The 22,257-nt window shown below is 54.3% G+C and carries 20 protein-coding genes; 7 read left to right on the forward strand and 13 right to left on the reverse strand.

Annotated features, from left to right (window positions below; genetic code table 11):
- Positions 1 to 43: 43 nt before the first annotated feature.
- From creC to creA, 3 genes are read right to left on the reverse strand one after another with little or no spacing between them, the layout of a single operon-like run.
- Positions 44 to 1,468, reverse strand: coding sequence for a two-component system sensor histidine kinase CreC (gene creC / locus EHN13_RS01025; RefSeq protein ID WP_124020739.1), 1,425 nt, complete (start codon positions 1,466 to 1,468; stop codon positions 44 to 46).
- Positions 1,468 to 2,157 (reverse strand): two-component system response regulator CreB, encoded by a 690-nt coding sequence (gene creB, locus EHN13_RS01030; protein WP_048212761.1) that lies wholly within the window; start codon positions 2,155 to 2,157, stop codon positions 1,468 to 1,470. Before creB ends, creC begins: the two co-directional genes overlap by 1 nt.
- 12 nt (positions 2,158 to 2,169) lie before the next feature.
- On the reverse strand, positions 2,170 to 2,643 hold the full coding sequence (creA, locus tag EHN13_RS01035) for a protein CreA (RefSeq protein ID WP_048212762.1): 474 nt from the start codon (positions 2,641 to 2,643) through the stop codon (positions 2,170 to 2,172).
- Between the two features lie 211 nt (positions 2,644 to 2,854).
- Between creA and robA the strand changes: the two genes are divergently transcribed.
- The gene (gene robA, locus EHN13_RS01040) at positions 2,855 to 3,724 is read left to right on the forward strand and encodes an MDR efflux pump AcrAB transcriptional activator RobA (RefSeq protein ID WP_048212763.1); all 870 of its coding nucleotides are present in this window, start codon (positions 2,855 to 2,857) and stop codon (positions 3,722 to 3,724) included.
- Here robA and gpmB read toward each other — a convergent pair.
- On the reverse strand, positions 3,721 to 4,368 hold the full coding sequence (gene gpmB / locus EHN13_RS01045) for a 2,3-diphosphoglycerate-dependent phosphoglycerate mutase GpmB (RefSeq protein ID WP_005123948.1): 648 nt from the start codon (positions 4,366 to 4,368) through the stop codon (positions 3,721 to 3,723). The genes robA and gpmB overlap by 4 nt on opposite strands.
- A 174-nt stretch (positions 4,369 to 4,542) precedes the next feature.
- On the opposite strand from gpmB, the gene yjjX reads away from it, so the two are divergent.
- A complete protein-coding gene (gene yjjX / locus EHN13_RS01050; protein WP_101741338.1) occupies positions 4,543 to 5,058 on the forward strand; it encodes an inosine/xanthosine triphosphatase in 516 nt (171 codons plus the stop codon).
- 55 nt (positions 5,059 to 5,113) lie between these two features.
- On the opposite strand, the gene trpR is transcribed toward yjjX, so the two are convergent.
- Together trpR and sltY are read right to left on the reverse strand one after the other, a co-directional pair.
- Complete coding sequence (trpR, locus tag EHN13_RS01055) at positions 5,114 to 5,440, reverse strand: trp operon repressor (protein ID WP_003837292.1); 327 nt, start codon at positions 5,438 to 5,440, stop codon at positions 5,114 to 5,116.
- 89 nt (positions 5,441 to 5,529) lie between these two features.
- Positions 5,530 to 7,467, reverse strand: a complete 1,938-nt coding sequence (sltY, locus tag EHN13_RS01060) for a murein transglycosylase (RefSeq protein WP_124020740.1) — start codon at positions 7,465 to 7,467, stop codon at positions 5,530 to 5,532.
- Positions 7,468 to 7,798: 331 nt separating this feature from the next.
- Here sltY and ettA point away from each other — a divergent pair, with 331 nt between their 5' ends.
- Positions 7,799 to 9,466: an energy-dependent translational throttle protein EttA gene (gene ettA, locus EHN13_RS01065; RefSeq protein ID WP_048212765.1), complete on the forward strand. Its 1,668-nt coding sequence runs from the start codon at positions 7,799 to 7,801 to the stop codon at positions 9,464 to 9,466.
- Between the two features lie 99 nt (positions 9,467 to 9,565).
- Here the strand turns inward: ettA and nadR are convergent, their stop codons facing one another.
- The 3 genes from nadR to serB all read right to left on the reverse strand — a co-directional run bounded on the left by nadR (position 9,566) and on the right by serB (position 13,223).
- A complete protein-coding gene (gene nadR, locus EHN13_RS01070) occupies positions 9,566 to 10,795 on the reverse strand; it encodes a multifunctional transcriptional regulator/nicotinamide-nucleotide adenylyltransferase/ribosylnicotinamide kinase NadR (protein WP_048212766.1) in 1,230 nt (409 codons plus the stop codon).
- Positions 10,796 to 10,860: 65 nt separating this feature from the next.
- A complete protein-coding gene (radA, locus tag EHN13_RS01075) occupies positions 10,861 to 12,243 on the reverse strand; it encodes a DNA repair protein RadA (RefSeq protein ID WP_001728171.1) in 1,383 nt (460 codons plus the stop codon).
- 11 nt (positions 12,244 to 12,254) lie between these two features.
- A complete protein-coding gene (gene serB, locus EHN13_RS01080; protein WP_101741335.1) occupies positions 12,255 to 13,223 on the reverse strand; it encodes a phosphoserine phosphatase in 969 nt (322 codons plus the stop codon).
- A 116-nt stretch (positions 13,224 to 13,339) separates the two neighbouring features.
- Between serB and EHN13_RS01090 the strand changes: the two genes are divergently transcribed.
- The gene (locus EHN13_RS01090) at positions 13,340 to 13,981 is read left to right on the forward strand and encodes a YtjB family periplasmic protein (protein WP_048212768.1); all 642 of its coding nucleotides are present in this window, start codon (positions 13,340 to 13,342) and stop codon (positions 13,979 to 13,981) included.
- A 21-nt stretch (positions 13,982 to 14,002) separates the two neighbouring features.
- Positions 14,003 to 15,019: a lipoate--protein ligase gene (lplA, locus tag EHN13_RS01095; protein ID WP_124020741.1), complete on the forward strand. Its 1,017-nt coding sequence runs from the start codon at positions 14,003 to 14,005 to the stop codon at positions 15,017 to 15,019.
- Positions 15,020 to 15,114: 95 nt separating this feature from the next.
- Here the strand turns inward: lplA and deoD are convergent, their stop codons facing one another.
- The 4 genes from deoD to deoC all read right to left on the reverse strand — a co-directional run bounded on the left by deoD (position 15,115) and on the right by deoC (position 19,583).
- Positions 15,115 to 15,834, reverse strand: coding sequence for a purine-nucleoside phosphorylase (gene deoD, locus EHN13_RS01100; RefSeq protein ID WP_000224864.1), 720 nt, complete (start codon positions 15,832 to 15,834; stop codon positions 15,115 to 15,117).
- A gap of 203 nt (positions 15,835 to 16,037) precedes the next feature.
- Positions 16,038 to 17,261: a phosphopentomutase gene (gene deoB / locus EHN13_RS01105; RefSeq protein ID WP_003019037.1), complete on the reverse strand. Its 1,224-nt coding sequence runs from the start codon at positions 17,259 to 17,261 to the stop codon at positions 16,038 to 16,040.
- Positions 17,262 to 17,312: 51 nt separating this feature from the next.
- On the reverse strand, positions 17,313 to 18,635 hold the full coding sequence (deoA, locus tag EHN13_RS01110; protein WP_043018339.1) for a thymidine phosphorylase: 1,323 nt from the start codon (positions 18,633 to 18,635) through the stop codon (positions 17,313 to 17,315).
- A 168-nt stretch (positions 18,636 to 18,803) separates the two neighbouring features.
- Positions 18,804 to 19,583, reverse strand: coding sequence for a deoxyribose-phosphate aldolase (deoC, locus tag EHN13_RS01115; protein ID WP_003019042.1), 780 nt, complete (start codon positions 19,581 to 19,583; stop codon positions 18,804 to 18,806).
- 261 nt (positions 19,584 to 19,844) lie between these two features.
- Here deoC and EHN13_RS01120 point away from each other — a divergent pair, with 261 nt between their 5' ends.
- Together EHN13_RS01120 and EHN13_RS01125 are read left to right on the forward strand one after the other, a co-directional pair.
- Positions 19,845 to 21,395: a YjjI family glycine radical enzyme gene (locus tag EHN13_RS01120; RefSeq protein ID WP_124020742.1), complete on the forward strand. Its 1,551-nt coding sequence runs from the start codon at positions 19,845 to 19,847 to the stop codon at positions 21,393 to 21,395.
- Positions 21,367 to 22,230 carry a YjjW family glycine radical enzyme activase gene (locus EHN13_RS01125; protein WP_101741330.1) on the forward strand — a complete coding sequence of 288 codons (864 nt, stop codon included), beginning with the start codon at positions 21,367 to 21,369 and terminating at the stop codon, positions 22,228 to 22,230. Before EHN13_RS01120 ends, EHN13_RS01125 begins: the two co-directional genes overlap by 29 nt.
- The last annotated feature ends 27 nt before the right edge of the window (positions 22,231 to 22,257 follow it).

Genomic DNA, 22,257 nt, shown 5'->3' on the forward strand with positions numbered 1-22,257 from the left:
CGATATCAGCAAGGTAGAACAGCTATGTGCGGGGAATTTGAAGTTATGTGAAGTGACGGTGAAGTGTAAACGAGGCCTGCGCCCCGCCTTCTGGTCGGTTGCATAACGTCACGTCACCTCGATGCAATCGCGCAACCTCACTGACAAACGCCAGCCCCAGCCCACTACTCTTGTGTCCATTCTCGCGGGGCAGCGAGTAGAAGCGTTCAAAAATACGCGGCAACGCAAAGTCAGGTATGCCACTACCGTTATCACTGACCTGTATTGTGACGCGGTCCTCCTGCGAATGCGCGCTCAATACAATTGTTCCGTTCTCCAGCGTAAAGTCGATGGCGTTATCCAGCAGATTACCCAACGCTTGCTCCAACAGTGCGGCATCGGCGGCAACCGTCAGCGATGAAGGTACAACGGTAAGCGTGATGTTTTTTGCCGCCAGCTGCACACTACGCACCTCTTTAAGCTGGGTAAAAAGCGCATCTACCGCCACGGGCGTCAACGTAATGTCCTGTCGATTCTCCAGTCGAGCCTGGCGTAGCAAAGTTTCGACCAGCGCCTGCATGCGCGCATTCTGCGTCAGAATATTATCGGTGAAACGCGCAACCACGTTCGGCGGCGGCCCTTCGCGCAAAATCTCAGCCGCGCCGCGGATCGCCGCCAACGGGCTTTTTAACTCATGCGTCAACGCATAGACGTACTGCTCAATATAATTCTTGCCCTCCAGCTTCAGACGCATACTTTCCAGCGCCTGCGCCAACTTGCGTAGCTCACTGCTACCAAGATCAGGAAGCGCAACGGGGCGATCCTCAGTGACAGAATCAGCATAGCGTGCCAGCCGCGCGATAGACCGGTTTATCCACCATACCATCCCAAAGCCAATCACTAAGGCGATCCCCAGTAACACGGCGCTGGCCCACAGCATCCGCCGTTCACTGCGTTTAATCACTGGCGTCATTGCCGCATTCGGTTTACCAACGCTCAGCACCCCGATAATACGTCCGCCGTCAACAATCGGTGCGGCAACATACATCACCGAACTTTCCGGATCGGCCGTGTTCTGTGGCGTACTTCGTGCGCCATACTGCCCACGCAGCGTTAACCATACGTCGTTCCAGCGAGAATAATCTTCGCCGACGGCCTGGTTGGCGGAATCAAATACCACCTTGCCCTGCGCGTCCGTCATGTAGACGTGATACTCATTGCGCACTTTGTTAATGCCACTGATATTGGCGCGAAAAGGACGATCGTGCAGTTGCGAAAAGGCCTGTGCCAGCCTGCCATGGGAAGGAGAGCCAGACAGCAAATCATCACGCGCCAGCGCGGCCAGCAGCGTAGCGGTGTCAATCAGCGTCCCTTCCGTCGCACGACGAACGCCGGGCTTAATCTCCTGTACAAAGATCGACAGAACGAACCAGGCGGCGACGGCAACAATCAGAAAATAGCCGAGCAGCAAACGCATGCCAATGCGCATCAGACGCTCCTCAAGCTATATCCCATACCGCGATGCGTATTGATGGGGGAAAGCTCGGGGTTGATGGCCCGCAGCTTGGCGCGCAACGTTTTGATGTGGGTATCAACCGTTCGGTCAAAGGTATCCTGGGCATCGGCCCAGACTAAATCCATTAACTGTTGGCGTGAGTAGACGCGTCCCGGCGACAACAGTAATGTCTTCAGCAACAAGAATTCATAGCGCGTCAGATTTAACGGCATGCCGAACCAGGTAATCTGCGCGGCCAGCTCATTAAGTTCAAAATCCCCACAGCGCGTCGCCGGTGAAGGCGTGGAGAATTTTCTCACCCGCCGCAGCAATGTACGCACGCGGGCGCACACTTCACGCGGAGAGAAGGGTTTCGCCACATAATCATCCGCACCAATTTCCAGCCCCAGCAGGCGATCGACTTCATCGCTACGCGCAGTCAGAAAGAGGATCGGTAATGCCGGATGGCGTTCCAGCAAGCGTCGGCACAGTTCAAAACCACTGATATCCGGGAGTCCGACATCCAGAATGATCGCATCCGGACATCTCTGGCGTGATTTTTCCAGCACGGGCAATCCACGCTCAAAAGCTTCAACGCTAAAACCTTCCTGCTGCAGCATGTAGATAAGCGTATCCGCAATCCCCTGCTCGTCCTCAACCAACCAGATCAGCGCCTGTTGCATTTTGCCTGCCTGTTATCGCTGCCACGGCATGATAGGTACCGCGCTGATAGCATTTTTGGGCGATCCATCAACCACCTTATCTGAATAGGCCAGATAGGCCAGCGCATTACGTTTTGCATCATAAAAACGTACGACCTGTAAGGATTTAAACACCAGCGATGTACGTTTCTTAAAGACCACCTCGCCCTGGGCTTTGCCGTTTTTAATTCTGTCGCTCAGCTCCACCGGCCCCACCTGCTGACAGGAGATAGCCGCGTCGGAAGTATCTTCAGCCAAACCCAGTCCACCTTTAATTCCACCTGTTTTGGCGCGGCTAACGTAGCAGGTCACATTGGTGACATCAGGATCATCAAATGCCTCGACCACAATTTTATGATCCGGTCCAAACATTTTGAACACGGTATCGACAGATCCAATCTGCTCCGCATGGGCAACCTGCGCCATCATCAGCAGAATTGAGGAAATGACTAAGCTCTTATATTTCATATTGTTACCATTTTTAAAAGTTACGCTGTGCAATTATTCGACATTCTAAGATAAAACGTATATAGATCACAGGATTACAATAATCACGCTTTCGTATGTCCGAAAAAAGCATTTATGAGCAAAAAAAACACTGAATGCTAAAACAGCAAAAAATGCTATTATCCTCATACCTGACGTCAGGTACTCGTTGTTGAAAGGATGAGGATATTTTATGGATCAGGCTGGCATTATTCGCGACCTCTTAATCTGGCTGGAAGGCCATCTGGATCAGCCTTTGTCGCTTGACAATGTGGCGGCAAAAGCAGGCTATTCCAAGTGGCATCTGCAGAGAATGTTCAAGGACGTGACGGGCCATGCTATTGGCGCCTATATCCGCGCCCGCCGTTTATCGAAGTCCGCAGTGGCACTACGCCTGACTGCGCGTCCGATTCTGGACATCGCCCTGCAGTATCGCTTTGACTCTCAACAAACCTTTACCCGCGCGTTCAAGAAACAGTTTTCTCAGACGCCTGCGCTGTATCGTCGTTCGCCGGAATGGAGCGCTTTCGGTATTCGCCCGCCGATGCGACTGGGTGAATTTGCTATGCCTGCGCATGAGTTTGTCACGCTTGAAGATACGCAACTGCTTGGCACTACGCAAAGCTATTCCTGCTCGCTGGAACAGATTTCAGATTTCCGTCATGAAATGCGGATCCAGTTCTGGCGCGACTTCCTCAGTCAGGCTCCTGCGATCCCGCAGGTTCTGTACGGACTCAATGAAACGCGCCCCAGCATTGAGAAAGATGACGAACAGGAAGTGTTTTATACCACCGCGCTCACACCAGAGCAGGCCAACGGATACGTGCAGTCGGCGCAACCCATCCTGTTACAGGGCGGCGAATATGTGATGTTTACCTATGAGGGTCTGGGGACGGGCGTGCAGGAGTTTATCCTGACGGTTTACGGCACCTGCATGCCGATGCTGAACCTGACGCGCCGTAAAGGGCAGGATATCGAGCGATACTACCCGGCAGAAGATGCCAAAGCGGGAGATCGCCCTATTAACCTGCGCTGCGAATTCCTGATTCCGATTCGCCGCTAGCGCTGCAGTTCATCCAACGCAGGGGCGTCCAGATGAGAGATGTCCCCTGCCGTTTCAACTACCCATCCCGGTGCCAGCCATAAACTTTCCTGGTAATCGACACGAGAAATAGAGCAGTTGCGCAGACGCAGGCGACGTTCAGCCCATGCCGGTAATCCCAGAATCGTACTCACCAGGCAACCCAGCGCGATACCATGACTGACCAGCAGCGGTCGACTCCCCGGCGGCAGTTCCAGACAGGATGCCAGCGCCGCGTTAACGCGATCGCTCAGTTCCTGCATCGATTCCCCTTCAGGAATACGGCCATCCACCGTACCGTTCACCAACTGACGACGCCAGCCCTCTTCCTCCGGCGTCAACGTATCGATATGACGTTGCTCCAGCACGCCCATATTCAGTTCACGCAGACGTGAGTCATAGGTGATATCACAGCCGCAGGCCTGGGCGATGATTTCTGCGGTGCGTCGTGTACGACCTAAATCGCTACTGATGACATGCGTAATACCAAACGAGCGGGCGCGTTCACCCACCTGCATGGCTTGCTGCTCACCTTTAGCGGTCAGTGGGCTGTCTGACTGGCCTTGAATACGTCGCTCGGCGTTCCACTGCGTTTCGCCATGGCGAACAAGGTATACCTGTAACATGCTTTTTTTCCGTTATATACTCGTCATACTTTGAGTAACAGATGCGTTGGTTTCGCTCGCTCACCCCAGTCACATAGTTATCTATGTTCCTGAGGATTCCCTTGCTTACCGCCTTTCTGTTACTCAAATTATTTAGAGTAGACTCTGCGATGAATTTTCAAACTGAGCTTAATTATGCACAAGGTTATCTCTGCGACCACCAATCCTGCCAAAATTCAGGCAATTCTGCGGGCATTTGAAGAGATTTTCGGGGAAGGATCCTGCCATATTGAACCCGTCGCCGTCGAGAGTGGCGTGCCGGAACAACCTTTCGGAAACCAGGAAACGCGCACTGGCGCACGAAATCGCGTTGATAACGCTCGCCGCCAGCACCCGCAGGCTGATTTCTGGGTCGCCATTGAAGCAGGAATTGACGACGATGCCACCTTCAGTTGGGTGGTGATTGATAACGGCAACCAGCGCGGTGAAGCCCGTTCAGCCACGCTGCCATTGCCTGCTGTCATTCTCGACAGAGTCCGCAAAGGTGAAGCACTCGGCCCGGTGATGTCGGACTATACAGGTATTGATGAGATTGGCCGTAAAGAGGGCGCAATCGGCGTCTTTACCGCGGGTAAGCTGACGCGCTCGAGCGTCTACCACCAGGCGGTGATTCTGGCACTCAGCCCGTTTCATAACGCGGTGTATTTATAGCATTGTGCCGGATGTTCAATCGTAGGCCGGATAAGGCAAAGCCACATCCGGCGGATCAATTTTTCCCGAGCAACACCTGTTCCAGCCACTGACGCAGATCCACCGGCGCGGATTTGAGGCTGTTCGACCCTCGCGTAATAGTAGCAATCCCCGCCCCGAGCTCGTTTTTAAGCTCACGCTGGCTCATCTCACCGCGCAGCAGCTCTTCAATGATACGCACACGCGTGCCCAACGCTTCGCGCTCATCTGGCGTTAACATCAAGTTGAGCAGCGGCAGGTGTAAGTCTTGTTCATAGGCGTGTTTAAGCAGATCGACAAAACGTAACCACTCCTGGTGACGCTGTTCTGCCATCTCTGCTGAATAGGGTGATTGCTGAGTCATAAGTTATCGCCATCGTTGCGGGGGGAAGCGTGCTTGCTTCCCCCTTTGTACTCTTTAACGAGTACGATAGCATAACACAACCGACACGATCAGTAACGACGTTGCCATTCTGCGTCGCTCATCAACTCCGGTTTATCGCCGAGAAAATAGCGATAGTACGCATCGTATGCCAGCACGTTCTTCACATAACCACGCGTCTCTGAGAATGGAATGCTCTCGACAAACGCCACGGCATCAATACGACCTGCGCTATTGCCAAGCCAGGTGCGAACGCGTCCCGGGCCGGCGTTATAGGCTGCTGACGCAAAGATGCGGTTATTGCCAAATTGCTGATACACGTACTGCAAATAGCTGGTTCCGATGTTGATGTTGGTATCAGGATCCAATAGCTGGCTCGGACTGCTGTAACCTGGAATCGAGAACATTTTCACCGTATGCGTCGCCGTACCCGGCATAATCTGCATCAGCCCACTGGCGCCTACCGGTGATTTAACTTTCGGGTTCCAGGCGCTTTCCTGACGCGCTATCGCCATCGCATAGCTTGGCTGAATATCCTTGCCGCTGGTGTAACGGGTAAAAAGATCTTTATAGGCCAACGGGAATCGCTCTTCCAGATGATCCCACAGCTTTCCGGCGATCGTCGCCTGAACGCTTAGATCCCACCAGTGATTGTTGAACGCGTAACGCGCCAGTTGTGCCTGCTCGGACTTGGTACGGCTGGTGACCAGATTCGCCCATTCACTGCGCGCGGTATTATCCATGTTCCAGTACATTAGCTCGCGTACGCGTGCCATTTCCGGGCCCTGAGTCAGCGCAGAATCAACGTTCGCAGGTGCTTTATCCACTTTCAGCTCGTACTCTTCGCCCAGGCGCTGTGCCGCCACCAACGGATAGAAACCGCGCTGCTGCATGAGTTGGTGCAGGATCTCTTTGGCTTCCGCATCGCGTCCGCGCTCCAGCAGCAGATCCGCTTGCCAGTAGCGCCATTCATCTTTTTCTTTGGCTTCCATTGGCAGACGCGCCAGCCAGGTATTCAGGCCACGACGATCGCCGGTTCCCAGCGCCATGCGCACCCGGCGCTCCACAAGCGAGGTGGAGTTGGAGCGCATAATCGCATCATCACGCCATTTGGCCTGCTCGTCGGTAACGTCATTGCCCATCAGGCGCCAGGCAACAATATCGCGCAGATCCTGGGTTTGCTCGTCATTCAGCTGCTGCGCTTGCACCAGCGAGGGGATCATCAGGCGGGCGTTTTCCACATCCTGGCGCGCCACGCTGGCAAAGGCGACCGCCGCCATCTGTCGGGTGAAATCCGTTGCGCCGGTGGTGCGAGCAAAGGTCATTACCGAATTCGGATCGTTGGCCAGTGCGATAATTGCCTGCGCAATTGTCTGATACTGTGCAGGCATCTGTCCGGCCAGCGCGGTCACCAGTCCGGTATTCCCGGCTTTCATCGCCAGACGGATACGTTCCAGATACGCCAGCGGATCCTGAGTACCGGAAGCGCGCCATACGCCAAATAATTTGTCACAAGCGTTCGGCTGGCTTTTGCCGGTTAACCACAGTTCTTTTGCACCCTGCCAGGCCTCTTCAGTTTGTCCGGTGCTCCATTTCGCATAGTAGTAGTTACATTGCGCTTCGGTGGTGCCAGGCTTATCCGGGCTGAACGCCAGCAGTCCACGCCAGTCTTCGCGGCGCGCCAGTTCGTTCACAAAACGCGATTGCAGAGTACGCGCTGGCGGCAGCGTCGGGTTGGCGCGCACAAAATTGGTGACGGTAATGGTGGGCTGATTCATCAGATCGTCAGTGATCTGGCGATATTCCAGATAAGGATACAGAGGATAGTTCTTCAGCCCAGGCATCATCTGCTCTACGACATCCATCTGTCGGTTATCCCAGGCCTGCTTAATTTGCGCATAGCGATTGCGCTGCTCATCCAGGGAATCCGCTCGCGCTACTTGACTGACCGTCAGCAGACATACGCTGGCAGCCAGCAGGCGCCAGGTAAATTGTTTGGCTTTGTCCACAAGCTCTTCCTCTTCTCATGTTACGTCTGTGCAGCATCATGCCGTTTAATTCATTCATGCTAACCAGACATTGCAGAATGCGCCACGTCACGGACACTTTTTTACTTTTGTTGCGAGTGGGATCTGCTGGCTGGGATTGGACAATGAAAAAGGCTACACTTCGCCTTTGATAACTATTTACCAATAATTAGCCCTAAATAATTCAAGTTGCAGCAAGGCGGCGAGGAAGTGAATCCCCTGAGCGTACAAAAGTACGTGACTGGGGTGAACGACACAGCCAACGCATCTGCGGCTTGAAGTATGACGGGATAAACATAGAGGCGAGTCCAACGTGGCCCAATTCGTTTATACCATGCATCGTGTCGGCAAAGTCGTTCCGCCGAAACGTCATATTCTTAAAAACATCTCACTGAGCTTCTTCCCTGGTGCCAAAATCGGTGTACTCGGTCTGAACGGCGCGGGTAAATCTACCCTGCTGCGCATCATGGCCGGCATTGATACCGATATCGAAGGCGAAGCTCGCCCACAGCCTGGCATTAAAATCGGTTACCTGCCGCAGGAACCGAAACTAAACCCGGAACATACCGTTCGCGAATCCGTTGAAGAAGCGGTTGCCGAAGTGGTTAACGCACTGAAAGGCCTGGATGAAGTGTACGCCAAGTACGCAGAGCCAGACGCCGACTTCGATAAGCTGGCCGCACAACAGGGCAAGTTTGAAGAAATTATCCAGGCGCACGACGGCCATAACCTGAACGTGCAGCTCGAACGTGCCGCCGATGCCCTGCGTCTGCCGGACTGGGATGCCAAAATTGAGAAGCTTTCCGGTGGTGAACGCCGCCGCGTCGCGCTGTGCCGCCTGCTGCTGGAAAAACCAGACATGCTGCTGCTCGACGAACCGACTAACCACCTGGACGCCGAATCCGTGGCGTGGCTGGAACGCTTCCTGCATGACTTCGAAGGCACCGTGGTGGCCATTACCCACGACCGTTACTTCCTCGACAACGTAGCGGGTTGGATTCTGGAGCTTGACCGCGGTGAAGGTATTCCGTGGGAAGGCAACTACTCCTCCTGGCTGGAGCAGAAAGATCAGCGTCTGGCCCAGGAGGCCTCTCAGGAAGCGGCTCGCCGTAAATCCATTGAGAAAGAGCTGGAGTGGGTACGCCAGGGCGCGAAAGGCCGCCAGTCTAAGGGCAAAGCCCGTCTGGCGCGCTTTGAAGAACTCAACAATACCGAATACCAGAAACGTAACGAAACCAACGAACTGTTTATTCCACCAGGACCTCGTCTGGGCGATAAAGTCGTTGAAGTCACCAATCTGCGTAAATCCTACGGCGATCGCGTACTGATTGACGATTTGAGCTTCTCAGTACCGAAAGGCGCTATCGTCGGCATTATCGGTCCGAACGGCGCGGGTAAATCGACCCTGTTCCGCATGATGTCCGGTCAGGAACAGCCTGATAGCGGCACCATTGAGCTGGGTGAAACCGTGAAGCTGGCGTCTGTTGACCAGTTCCGTGATGCCATGGACAACAGCAAAACCGTGTGGGAAGAAGTGTCCGGCGGGCTGGATATCATGAAGATCGGCAACACCGAGATGCCAAGCCGCGCCTACGTAGGCCGCTTTAACTTCAAAGGGGTGGATCAGGGCAAACGCGTCGGCGAGCTGTCCGGTGGTGAGCGTGGCCGTCTGCACCTGGCGAAGCTGCTGCAGGTTGGCGGTAATATGCTGCTGCTCGATGAACCAACCAACGACCTGGATATCGAAACCCTGCGCGCGCTGGAAAACGCCCTTCTGGAGTTCCCGGGCTGCGCGATGGTTATCTCGCACGACCGTTGGTTCCTTGACCGTATCGCCACCCATATTCTGGATTACCAGGATGAGGGTAAGGTTGAGTTCTTCGAAGGTAACTTTACCGAATACGAAGAGTACAAGAAACGCACGCTGGGCGCGGATGCACTGGAGCCGAAGCGTATTAAGTACAAGCGTATTTCTAAGTAATTAGCGTTAAGCGCCGGATGGCGGCGTGACGCCTTATCTGGCCTACGAGGTTAGTGCGACTTGTAGGCCGGATAAGCGCAGCGCCATCCGGCATGTAAACTATCTCTGTTCGCCCATCAACTCTTTTACCAGCTCCACGCAGCGCAGGAAGCGACCATCGTAGTCCGGCTCCTGAACGTGCACAAAATCGATGTTGTTTTCCTGTAACATCTCCACCAGCAGCGTCTGAAACGCTTTTCTGTCAACCGAGCTGCCAAGGCTGCGCAAACCATCTGCCACCCACGGGGTGTTGTTTTCCAGCAGGATAACCAGGTCAAAGCGATACTCGTCAATCAGCGCCTGCACAAACGGGTGTTCACGCCCTTCGTACTTTTTGCAGAAGGCCTGAGTGGTCACAAAGTCAGTGTCGATAAATGCCACTTTATTGGCATATTTCACCGCGAAATCAATGTACTGTGCCTGTCCCAGCGCGATCTTATCGTAGTCCGAGTACTGCAACGCCATCTCATCGCCGCCCAAATGGGAGAAAACGTAATCACGCCCATATTCCCACGCACTGGTGGTGTTAAAAATGTTGGCGAGCTTGTTCACCAGCGTCGATTTACCGCTCGACTCCCCGCCGAGGATCGCCACGGTGCGCACGAAAAACGGCTTCACTTCGGTGGGAATATACTCCCAGTAGCGAAACGGGTTCTCACGGATTTGCCCGCCGCTGATGCTCATAAACGTCCGCTTGGGATCCACCAGCACGGTTTCGATCCCCAGATGTTCGAGGTATTGCGGGGCATCTGATTCTTCAGAGGTGTAGATCCAGTTTGGCTGGATCCCTTTCTCCTGCATAAACGTTTTGATCCCGTTGCTCCACACGTCCCAACCGTGTGGATACGGCTCCATGCCCTCCTCGTTGAAGGCATGAATACGGATATTTTTCTGATACTTAAAGGTTTGCAGCAGCCAGCGTAGACGATCGGGCACCGTAGGCTGTTGCGACATGGCACTGTCTTCAAACAGGCTGCGATCGCGCGTGTCGTCATAGCCCATGATGATATGCAGTTCATCAACCTGACTACAGGCGCGCTGGATAAGATAGATATGGCCGGTATGCAGCGGATAAAACTTACCGAATACCACACCGATATTTTTCTGCTGGCGCGGAAACTCCAGCCCGAGAAAACGGTGCAACGCCTCCAGCTTTTGCGCGCTGGGGCTTTTAATTTTGGCATTCAGAAGCTGGCTCAGATATCCCTTGGTCATGCCACTGGCATCCGCCACCTGTTGCAGGGTACAGCCCTTTTGCTTAATGGCGGTTTTCAGATAATCAAATGACACAAGAGCCTCCTGCTGTAAAAATAAACGTAATACCCAATGCCGTCGGAAAGACGGCGGGTATTTGATTATAGGTCGTCAAACACGCTTAACGCATCTGCAAGCTTCTTAACGCCAAAGACCTGCATCCCTTCCGGCACTTTTTTCGGAACGTTAGCGGCAGGAACAATCGCCCGGCGAAAGCCGTGCTTCGCAGCTTCCGAAATACGCTCCTGCCCGCTGGGTACCGGACGGATTTCGCCTGCCAACCCCACTTCGCCAAAGACCACTAAATCCTGTGGCAGCGGTCTGTCGCGCAGGCTGGAGACCATTGCCAACAGCAGTGCCAGGTCGGCGCTGGTTTCGGTAACCTTTACGCCGCCGACCACGTTGACGAACACGTCCTGATCCGCCATCTGTAAGCCGCCATGACGATGTAACACCGCCAGCAGAATCGCCAGACGGTTTTGTTCCAGACCGACCGCCACGCGACGCGGGTTCGCCATCATTGAGTGATCGACCAGCGCCTGAATCTCTACCAGCAGTGGGCGCGTGCCTTCCCAGACCACCATCACCGAACTACCGGAAGTGACTTCATCGCCACGGCTTAAGAAGATTGCAGACGGGTTGCTGACTTCGCGCAGCCCCTGCTCGGTCATGGCAAAGACGCCCAGCTCATTCACCGCGCCAAAGCGGTTTTTGTGGCTACGCAGAGTGCGGAAACGAGAATCAGCGTCACCGTCGAGCAACACCGAGCAGTCAATACAGTGCTCCAGCACCTTCGGCCCGGCCAATGAGCCATCTTTGGTGACGTGGCCGACCATCACAATCGCTACGCCGCGCGTTTTGGCAAAACGCGTCAGGTAAGCCGCAGTTTCACGCACCTGTGCCACGCTGCCCGGCGAAGACTGAATGTCCGCCATATGCATCACCTGAATGGAGTCGATCACCATCAGTTTCGGCTGTTCTTCTTCAGCAATCAGGCAAATTTGTTCGATACTGGTTTCCGACAGCATGTTCAGGTTCGCCGTCGGCAGGCCAAGTCGATGCGCGCGCATCGCCACCTGTTGCAGCGACTCTTCGCCAGTGACGTACAGGGTTTTCATCTGCTCGGCGAGCCTGCACAGCGTTTGTAGCAGCAGCGTTGATTTCCCCGCGCCGGGGTTACCGCCAATCAGAATAGCGCTGCCGGGAACCACCCCGCCGCCGAGCACGCGGTCAAACTCTTTAAATCCGGTGGAAAAACGCGGCAGTTCCTCAAGGCTGATGTCAGAAAGCTTCTGCACTTTTGCGACGCCCGCATTTCCGGCGTAGCCGCTGAGTCGCTCGTTGCGCGCCACCGTTGGCGACGCGGCAAGGCGCACCTCGGTTATGGTGTTCCAGGCCTGACAGGCGCTGCATTGCCCCTGCCAGCGCGGGTAATCGGCCCCGCATTCATTACAAACAAAGGCGCGTTTAGGAGCTTTTGCCACATTTTACCTCATTATTTCTGATTCATGCTGCCAGAGAGAATGCAGAACACGCCCATCAGGTCAGCGTGACGGATAGTAATCTCCGTCTTTTCATTCACTTTGGGTTTCGCATGATACGCAATGCCCAGCCCGGCCGTTTTGATCATCGGCAGATCGTTGGCACCGTCGCCGATCGCCACCGTCTGCGCCATCGGGATCTCATATTCTTGCGCCAGGCGGGTCAGAGTACTGGCTTTGTACTGCGCATCGACAATATCGCCGATCACGTTGCCAGTGAATTTACCGTCCATGATCTCCAGCTCATTCGCCACAGCCGCAGTCAGACGCAGCTTGTTACGCAGATAATCGGCAAAGAAAGTAAACCCGCCAGAAGCGATAGCCACTTTCCAGCCAAGCGTTTCCAGTTTTAGCACCAGTTGCGTCAAGCCAGGCATCAGCGGCAATGTTTCGCGCACCTGGTGCAGAATATTGGCATCAGCCCCCTTGAGCGTCGCCACGCGGCTGCGCAGGCTGGCGGTAAAATCCAGCTCGCCGCGCATCGCGCGTTCGGTGACTTCGGCAACCATTTCGCCGGTCCCGGCCAGTTTGGCAATTTCATCAATGCATTCGATCTGGATAGCCGTTGAATCCATGTCCATCACCAGCAAACCCGGCGTGCGCAGATGCGGAATTTTACCTAATGGGGCAACATCCAGTTTGGCGTCATGCGCCAGTTTTGTCGCTCTCGGCGTTAACGAGCCCGCGAGGCGAATCACCTGATAATCCTCAACGCACCAGGCGGCTACGATCACCATCGCCGCACCCAGTTTGCTCTGGTATTGCGTTAAACGTTGTTTATCCAGCCCACGACCATACAGCAGCCAGCCACTGCGGCCCGCGTGGTAATCCAGCGGCATGACTTCATCACCGCTTAAAGAAAGGGGCAGACCTGGCCACAGAGAGACATCTTCAGGTAGATCGCACCAGGTAATGTTAGGCATTAAAGCTCCTGTAAAATCGTTCGGGTCGGAATCATCCAGCGGAAAATAACGCATGAGGCTACCCTGTAACCAGCGCTTCTGGCAACATTAAGCCTCAAATTTTCAGCAGGTGGAATATGGCTCGCGCAAAACTGAAATTCCGACTTCATCGTGCAGTGATTGTATTGTTCTGTCTCGCGTTGCTTGTCGCCCTGATGCAGGGTGCATCCTGGTTTAGTCAAAGCCACCAGCAGCAACGTAATCCGCAGTTGGAAGAACTGGCGCGTACACTGGCCCGCCAGGTCACCTTAAACATCGCGCCGCTGATGCGCACCGAAACACCGGATGAAAAGCGCATCAAAGCCGTACTCACGCAGTTAACGGAAAGTAGCCGTATTCTGGATGCGGGCGTGTACGATGAACAGGGCGATCTGATTACCCGCACTGGTGAGAGTGTCGATGTCCGTGACCGGCTGGCGCTCGATGGCAAAAAAGCCGGGGGCTATTTTAATCAGCAAATCGTTGAGCCCATTCAGGGGAGAAACGGCCCGCTGGGTTATCTGCGCCTGACACTCGACACCCACACGCTTGCCACCGAAGCGAAGCAGGTAGACAACACCACCAACATCTTACGCCTGATGCTGCTTCTGTCACTGGCTATTGGTGTAGTCCTCACACGTACATTATTGCAAGGCAAGCGTACCCGCTGGCAGCAATCCCCTTTCCTGCTGACCGCCAACAAACCGGTGCAGGAAGAAGACAACGAGAAAAAAGAGTAATTCAAAGAAAGGAAATCGACCATGACCACACTACGCCTGCTTATCTCAGACTCTTACGATCCGTGGTTTAACCTGGCGGTTGAAGAGTGCATTTTTCGCCAGATGCCCGCCACGCAGCGCGTCCTGTTCTTGTGGCGTAACGCCGATACGGTGGTGATTGGCCGGGCGCAAAACCCGTGGAAAGAGTGTAATACCCGCCGGATGGAGGAAGACAACGTGCGGCTCGCCCGTCGCAGCAGCGGCGGCGGCGCGGTGTTCCATGACTTGGGTAATACCTGCTTTACCTTTATGGCTGGTAAACCGGAATACGACAAAACCATCTCCACGGCAATAGTCCTCAATGCGCTGAATACGCTGGGCGTAGAAGCTGATGCCTCCGGGCGTAACGATCTGGTGGTGAAAACGCCGGATGGCGATCGTAAAGTCTCTGGTTCTGCTTATCGTGAAACGAAAGACCGCGGATTCCACCACGGCACGCTATTGCTGAATGCCGATCTCAGCCGCCTGGCAAACTATCTCAATCCCGATAAAAAGAAACTTGCCGCTAAAGGCATCACTTCGGTTCGCTCGCGCGTGGCGAATTTGACCGAGCTGTTACCGGGCATCACCCATCAACAGGTCTGTCAGGCCATCACGGAAGCCTTTTTCGCCCACTACGGCGAACGCGTAGAAGCCGAGATCATCTCCCCGGACAAAGCGCCGGATCTGCCGAACTTTGCCGAAACCTTTGCCCGCCAGAGCAGTTGGGAGTGGAACTTTGGTCAGGCGCCGGCCTTCTCGCACCTGTTGGATGAGCGTTTCACCTGGGGCGGCGTTGAGCTGCATTTCGACGTTGAAAAAGGCGTGATTACCCGCACCCAGGTCTACACCGATAGCCTCAATCCCGCGCCGCTGGAAGCGCTGGCGGGTCGTCTGCAAGGATGCTTGTATCGTGCGGATATGCTGCAACAAGAGTGCGAGGCGCTTCTGGTTGATTTCCCGGAGCAAGAAAAAGAGTTACGCGAGCTGTCGGCATGGATTGCCGGAGCGGTGCGTTAAGCACTGGCCTGAAATTGCCGGATGGCGGCTGCGCCTTATCCGGCCTACATACTGCTGTAGGCCCGGTAAGCATCGCGCCACCGGGCACAAACAACTTACTCTTTATCGCCCAGCAGAACGGATTCCAGTGCGATTTTGATCATGTCGTTGAAGGTCGTCTGACGTTCAGCGGCAGTGGTCTGCTCGTGAGTACGGATATGGTCGGATACAGTGCAGATGGTCAGCGCTTTCGCACCAAATTCAGCCGCAACGCCGTAGATGCCCGCTGCTTCCATTTCCACGCCCAGCACGCCGTATTTTTCCATCACGTCGAACATTTCGCCGTCCGGAGAGTAGAACAGATCAGCGGAGAACAGGTTACCCACGCGCGCGTCTACGCCCAGCGCTTTTGCTGCATCAACGGCGTTACGCACCATGTCGAAGTCAGCGATAGCAGCGAAATCATGATCTTTAAAGCGGATACGGTTAACTTTGGAGTCGGTGCAGGCCCCCATACCGATAACCACGTCACGCAGTTTGACGTCCATACGCACGGCGCCACAGGAGCCTACGCGAATGATTTTCTTCACGCCGAAATCGGTGATCAGCTCTTTGGTATAGATGGAGCAGGACGGGATACCCATACCGTGGCCCATTACGGAAATCTTACGGCCTTTGTAGGTACCGGTGAAGCCTAACATGCCGCGAACGTTGTTCACTTCACGAACATCTTCGAGGAAAGTTTCAGCAATATGTTTCGCACGCAGCGGGTCGCCCGGCATCAATACGACGTCAGCGAAATCACCCATTTCTGCATTAATATGTGGAGTTGCCATTTTTTATCCTTATTTCGTTGTTATTGCCTGATGGCGGCTACGCCTATCAGGCCTACAAAACGTATGCAAAACAGTGAAATACCCTAAGGATTTCGCGTTGTAGGAAGGCGACGAATTCGTGAATCCCCGGGAGCATAGATTAACTATGTGACCGGGGTGAGCGAATGAAGTCAACGCATCTACAGCGCGAAAGACAACGGGTATTACAGCATGTTTTTACCGTAGTCCATCGGCGACGTACCAAAGTAGCTCGCCAGCGTCTGGCCGATATCCGCGAAGGTTTCACGGTGACCTAAAGAACCTGGTTTCACTTTCGGGCCGTAAACCAGTACCGGAATGTGTTCACGGGTGTGGTCAGTCCCGGTCCAGCTCGGGTCGCAGCCGTGGTCAGCGGTCAGGATCAGAATGTCATCTTCCCCCACCAGCTCCATCAGCTCAGGCAGACGGCGGTCGAACAGTTCCAGACCTGCGGCATAACCGGCGATATCGCGACGGTGACCCCAGGAAGAGTCGAAATCAACGAAGTTGGTGAAGACGATGGTCTTATCACCGGCTTCTTTCATCTCTTTGATGGTGGCGTCAAACAGCGCGTCCAGACCGGTGGCTTTCACTTTTTTGGTGATGCCGCAGTTCGCATAGATATCCGCGATTTTACCCACGGAAACCACGTGGCCGTCTTTCTCGTCGACCAGTTTCTGCAGCACGGTCGGTGCTGGCGGCTCAACGGCCAGATCGTGACGGTTACCGGTACGCTGGAAGTTACCGGCTTTATCACCGATAAACGGACGCGCGATAACACGACCGATGTTGTAACCACCTTCGGTCAGTTCCTCACGAGCGATTTCGCACAGTTCGTAGAGTTTATCCAGGCCAAAAGTCTCTTCGTGACAGGCAATCTGGAACACGGAGTCAGCGGAGGTATAGAAAATCGGCTTGCCGGTTTTCATATGCTCTTCACCCAACTGATCCAGAATCACGGTACCGGAAGAGTGGCAGTTACCGAGGTAGCCCGGCAGGTTGGCACGTTTTACCAGTTTATCCAGCAGTTCCTGCGGGAAGCTGTTTTCATGATCGGAGAAGTAACCCCAGTCAAACAGAACCGGTACACCGGCGATTTCCCAGTGGCCAGACGGTGTGTCTTTCCCGGAAGAGAGTTCATGCGCCCAGGCGTAAGCACCAATCACTTCCGCATTACCGTCCATGCCGGCAGCAATTTTACCAGTAGAACCTTCGTGAGCTTTCACCAGGCCCAGACGGGTCAGGTTAGGCAGATTCAGTGGGCCTTTGCGACCATTGTCAGCTTCACCTTTCGCACAGGCTTCTGCAATGTGTCCCATAGTGTCTGAGCCTACGTCGCCAAAGCGATCCGCATCTTCAGTCGCACCAATACCAAAGGAGTCCAGCACCATAATAAATGCACGTTTCATCTTGTTCTCCATACATCTGCGCCGCAAAAAAGCGATCAGATCAGTATACAGTTATTCGGTTATACGACGATAGACTGTCGGTGTAATTTCTGGCGCTTTATCGTCAAGGCTAATTGCCGCTTTGACCGCTTTCGCCGCTTCCTGCCAGCTGGCTTCGTCTTTGGCGTGGATCACCGCCAGCGGACGCTGTCCGTCTACGCTGTCGCCCAGACGCGCCATGTCGCTAAAGCCAACGCTGTAATCAATGGTGTCCGAGGCCTGACGACGACCGCCGCCCATGGAAACGACCGCCATCCCCAGCGCACGGGTATCCATCGCGCTGACAAAACCTTCGGTATCAGCATATACCGCTTTGCTGAGCATTGCCGTCGGCAGGTACTTCGCATAATTTTCGACGAAATCGGTCGGGCCTTTCTGCGCCGCAACCATGCGACCAAAAATCTCTGCCGCTTTACCGTTATCCAGCACCGCCTGCAATTTCGCACGGGCTTCGGCGTCATCTTTCGCCAGCTTGCCGGAGATCAGCATTTCCACGCACAGCGCCATGGTGACGTCTAACAGACGTGGATTGCGGTATTCACCGGTCAGGAACTGCACCGCTTCGCGGACTTCGACCGCGTTACCTGCGCTGGAGGCCAACACCTGGTTCATATCAGTTAACAGCGCGGTGGTACGTACACCCGCACCGTTTGCCACGCCGACAATCGCTTCAGCAAGGGCTTCAGAAAGCTCGTAGGTCGGCATAAAGGCACCGCTGCCCACTTTCACATCCATCACCAGCGCATCCAGCCCTTCCGCCAGTTTTTTCGCCAGAATGGAACCGGTAATCAGCGGGATGGAATCCACCGTCGCGGTAATATCGCGGGTGGCATAAAAACGTTTATCCGCCGGTGCGAGCGAGCTGGTTTGCCCAATAATCGCCACACCCACGTCTTTAATAATTTCACGGAAACGCGCGTCGTCCGGGAAGATGTCAAATCCAGGAATCGCTTCCAGTTTATCGAGCGTACCGCCGGTATGCCCCAGGCCACGCCCGGAGATCATCGGAATATAGCCGCCGCACGCAGCAACCATCGGGCCTAACATCAGTGACGTTACGTCACCCACGCCACCGGTAGAGTGTTTATCCACAATCGGGCCGTTCAGCTGCAAGCTTTTCCAGTCCAGCACGGTTCCTGAATCACGCATTGCCATGGTCAGCGAAACACGCTCAGGCATTGTCATATCGTGGAAAAAAATGGTCATCGCCAGGGCGGCGATTTGCCCTTCAGAGATGGTATTGTCGCGAATGCCATTGATAAAGAAACGAATTTCTTCATCGCTCAGCGCATGACCATCACGTTTTTTACGAATAATTTCTTGTGCGAGAAACACGGTAACCCCCGATTAATCAGGTTAAATGCTGCGGAAAACCCACTGCAATGAATGATTACTCTTAATAATCCAAGCCGTTGTAGGCCGGGTAAGCAACGCGCACCCGGCAGTCGTACTGATGCCGGATGGCGGCTGCGCCTTATCCGGCCTACAATGGGCAATTCAAACTTAGTAGCTGCTTGCGCTCTTACCGTCGCCGTGACCCAGCGCTTTCAGCAAGCTAGCCAGCAGGCTGGATGCGCCAAAACGGTAGTGACGAGAATCAGCCCAGTCAGCGCCAAACAGTTCATCGGCAATCGCCAGGAACTGCTGTGCATCTTCTGCAGTACGCACGCCGCCAGCCGGTTTGAAACCTACAGTTTTAGAAACACCCATGTCGCGGATCACTTCCATCATGATGCGTGCGCTTTCCGGCGTCGCATTGACCGGCACTTTACCGGTAGAAGTTTTGATGAAATCAGCACCGGCTTTGATGGAGATTTCAGACGCTTTGCGAATCAGTGCTTCTTCTTTCAGCTCACCGGTTTCGATGATCACTTTCAGCAGCACGTTTGCCGCCGCACACGCGTCTTTGCAAGCTTTAACCAGATCAAAACCAATCTGCTCGTTACCGGCGATCAGCGCACGGTACGGGAACACCACGTCAACTTCATCTGCACCGTAGGCGATCGCCGCACGGGTTTCCGCCAGCGCAATCTCGATGTCGTCGTTGCCGTGCGGGAAGTTGGTGACGGTTGCAATACGGATGTCCGGCGTACCCTGCTCTTTCAGAGTTTTACGCGCAATAGGGATGAAACGAGGATAGATACAGATTGCGGCAGTGTTGCCAACCGGAGTCTTCGCCTGATGACACAGCGCGATCACTTTTTCATTGGTGTCGTCGTCATTCAGGGTGGTCAGATCCATCAGTTTTAGTGCACGCAGGCTGCTTGCTGTTAAATCGGTCATAACATTCTCCAACGGCATCGCCGTATAAAATTTCACCTTGCGAGTTTGTTAGTATTCTAACATCCGCTCGCTATTACACTTCGATATACATCACAGTTAATGAAAACCACATACAGATTTGCATTACTCTAATGAGATCCACTTCAAATAAATCACCTTTTCTAAAGGGATGCGGTGGCATCAGGCGCATCCGGATCAAAGGTTGTGGCGGCGTCGCTTTCTACAATGGCGTTACACCTTCGGGACAAAAAGGAATCAACGATGCCCACTTCAAGCGAACTCGCGCTGCAACAGCGTTGCCAACAAATCGTGACCAGCCCGGTGCTCAGCCCTGAACAGAAACGCCACTTTCTGGCGTTGGAAGCTGAAAACGCGCTGCCTTACCCGCAACTACCTGCACAGGCACGCCAGGCGCTGGATGACGGGGTGATCTGCGATATGTACGAAGGCCATGCCCCATTCAAACCGCGCTATGTTTTACCCGACTACGCGCGTTTTCTGGCCAACGGCTCATCATGGCTGGAGCTGGAAGGGGCAAAGGATCTTGATGACGCGTTATCCTTACTCACCATCCTGTACCATCACGTACCGTCAGTGACGTCGATGCCGGTCTATCTCGGTCAGCTCGATGCTCTGCTGCAACCGTATGTTAGAATTCTAACACAAGAAGAGATCGATATTCGAATAAAACGTTTCTGGCGTTATCTCGACAGAACCCTGCCAGACGCGTTTATGCATGCCAATATCGGCCCCGCCGATACTCCAGTTACCCGTGCAATTTTACGTGCAGATGCAGAGTTAAAGCAGGTTTCGCCTAATCTGACATTCATTTATGACCCGCAAATCACACCTGACGATCTGCTGCTCAGCGTGGCGCAAAATATCTGCGAGTGCAGTAAGCCGCATATTTCCAATGGCCCTGAAAATGATAAAATTTTCACAAACGGTCAGTATGGCGTCGTCAGCTGTTACAACTCTTTGCCGCTCGCAGGGGGTGGTAGCACGCTGGTCAGGCTTAATCTGAAAGCCATCGCAGAACGCAGCACCTCTGTCGATGACTTCTTTACGCGCATCCTACCGCACTATTGCCAACAGCAAATCGCCATCATTGATTCACGATGTGAATTCCTCTATGAAAAATCACATTTCTTTGAGAATAGCTTCCTCGTGCAGGAAGGGTTGATTGATCCCGAACGTTTTGTGCCTATGTTCGGCATGTATGGCCTGGCGGAGGCGGTGAATCTACTGTGCGATAAGGCGGGACAAAATGCGCGCTACGGAAAAGATGAGTTCGCCAATCAGCTTGGCTATCGCATCAGCGCCCAATTGGCGGAGTTTGTCGAAAGCACCCCGGTGAAATATGGCTGGAAGCAGCGCGCGATGCTGCATGCACAGTCGGGGATCAGTTCTGACATCGGTACCACGCCGGGCGCACGTCTGCCTTACGGCGATGAACCAGACCCGATCACTCATCTGCAAACCGTCGCACCGCATCACGCGTTTTATCACGCCGGGATCAGCGACATTCTCACGCTGGATGAAACCATCAAGCGCAATCCTCAGGCGCTGGTGCAATTGTGCCTCGGCGCATTTAAAGCCGGGATGCGTGAATTTACCGCCAACGTGAGCGGCAACGATCTGGTTCGCGTCACCGGTTATATGGTGCGCCTGTCGGATCTGGAAAAATATCGTGCCGCAGGTTCTCGCACCAACACCACCTGGCTTGGCGAAGAAGCCGCGCGTAATACGCGCATTCTGGAACGACAACCTCGCGTGATTAGCCATGAACAGCAGATGCGCTTCGGTAAGTAAGCTGATTCCCTTCTCCTGCGTCGACGGGCCGGGGAGTCGCCTGGCCCTGTTCCTGCAGGGATGCAATTTGCGCTGTAAGAATTGCCACAACCCGTGGACGATGGGACGCTGCAATGACTGCGGGGAGTGTGTACTGCATTGCCCACATGAAGCGTTAAGTCTGAGCGCGGGAAAAGTATGGTGGCAACCTGATATTTGCCAGCAATGCGACACCTGCCTGCACATGTGCCCCCAGCAGGCTACGCCGATGGCGCAGACCATGAGCATTGATGAGGTGCTGCAGCATGTTCGCAAAGCCTCGCCGTTTATTGAAGGAATGACGGTCAGCGGCGGCGAAGCAACGACCCAGCTACCGTTTATTGTGGCGCTGTTTAGCGCGATCAAAACCGATCCGCAACTGCAACACCTGACCTGTATGGTCGACAGCAATGGCATGCTGAGCGAAACCGGCTGGCAGAAGCTGCTTCCGGTGTGCGACGGCGTAATGCTGGATTTAAAAGCCTGGGACAGCACGTGTCATCGTCAGTTGACCGGTCGCGATAACACGCTGATTAAACAAAGCATTACCTTTCTGTCCGGACAAGGGAAACTTGCGGAACTGCGCCTGCTGGTTATCCCTGGTCAGGTGGATTATCTCCAGCATATTGATGCGCTGGCGGCGTTTATCAGAGGTTCAGGTGACGTGCCGGTACGGCTGAATGCCTTTCATGCGCACGGAGTGTATGGCGAAGCGAAGGACTGGCCGAGCGCCACACCGCAGGATGTGGAACACCTGGCGCAAAGATTGCGCGAACGCGGGGTGGATAATTTGATTTTCCCGGCGCTGTACCTGTGATTGCCGGATGCGATGCAATAGCGCCGC

The sequence above is a fragment of the Citrobacter youngae genome (assembly GCF_003818115.1).
In the GTDB taxonomy this organism is placed as follows: Bacteria; Pseudomonadota; Gammaproteobacteria; order Enterobacterales; family Enterobacteriaceae; genus Citrobacter; species Citrobacter youngae.

What these genes read in the sequence shown, in the direction of transcription:
- EHN13_RS01120 (WP_124020742.1), top strand. Translation starts at nt 19,845, where the DNA reads ATGCCCACTTCAAGCGAACTCGCGCTGCAACAGCGTTGCCAACAAATC.
- robA (WP_048212763.1), top strand. Translation starts at nt 2,855, where the DNA reads ATGGATCAGGCTGGCATTATTCGCGACCTCTTAATCTGGCTGGAAGGC.
- EHN13_RS01125 (WP_101741330.1), top strand. Translation starts at nt 21,367, where the DNA reads ATGAACAGCAGATGCGCTTCGGTAAGTAAGCTGATTCCCTTCTCCTGC.
- deoB (WP_003019037.1), bottom strand. Translation starts at nt 17,261, where the DNA reads ATGAAACGTGCATTTATTATGGTGCTGGACTCCTTTGGTATTGGTGCG.
- EHN13_RS01090 (WP_048212768.1), top strand. Translation starts at nt 13,340, where the DNA reads ATGGCTCGCGCAAAACTGAAATTCCGACTTCATCGTGCAGTGATTGTA.
- deoC (WP_003019042.1), bottom strand. Translation starts at nt 19,583, where the DNA reads ATGACCGATTTAACAGCAAGCAGCCTGCGTGCACTAAAACTGATGGAT.
- trpR (WP_003837292.1), bottom strand. Translation starts at nt 5,440, where the DNA reads ATGACTCAGCAATCACCCTATTCAGCAGAGATGGCAGAACAGCGTCAC.
- lplA (WP_124020741.1), top strand. Translation starts at nt 14,003, where the DNA reads ATGACCACACTACGCCTGCTTATCTCAGACTCTTACGATCCGTGGTTT.
- creB (WP_048212761.1), bottom strand. Translation starts at nt 2,157, where the DNA reads ATGCAACAGGCGCTGATCTGGTTGGTTGAGGACGAGCAGGGGATTGCG.
- yjjX (WP_101741338.1), top strand. Translation starts at nt 4,543, where the DNA reads ATGCACAAGGTTATCTCTGCGACCACCAATCCTGCCAAAATTCAGGCA.
- serB (WP_101741335.1), bottom strand. Translation starts at nt 13,223, where the DNA reads ATGCCTAACATTACCTGGTGCGATCTACCTGAAGATGTCTCTCTGTGG.
- creA (WP_048212762.1), bottom strand. Translation starts at nt 2,643, where the DNA reads ATGAAATATAAGAGCTTAGTCATTTCCTCAATTCTGCTGATGATGGCG.
- gpmB (WP_005123948.1), bottom strand. Translation starts at nt 4,368, where the DNA reads ATGTTACAGGTATACCTTGTTCGCCATGGCGAAACGCAGTGGAACGCC.
- deoD (WP_000224864.1), bottom strand. Translation starts at nt 15,834, where the DNA reads ATGGCAACTCCACATATTAATGCAGAAATGGGTGATTTCGCTGACGTC.
- creC (WP_124020739.1), bottom strand. Translation starts at nt 1,468, where the DNA reads ATGCGCATTGGCATGCGTTTGCTGCTCGGCTATTTTCTGATTGTTGCC.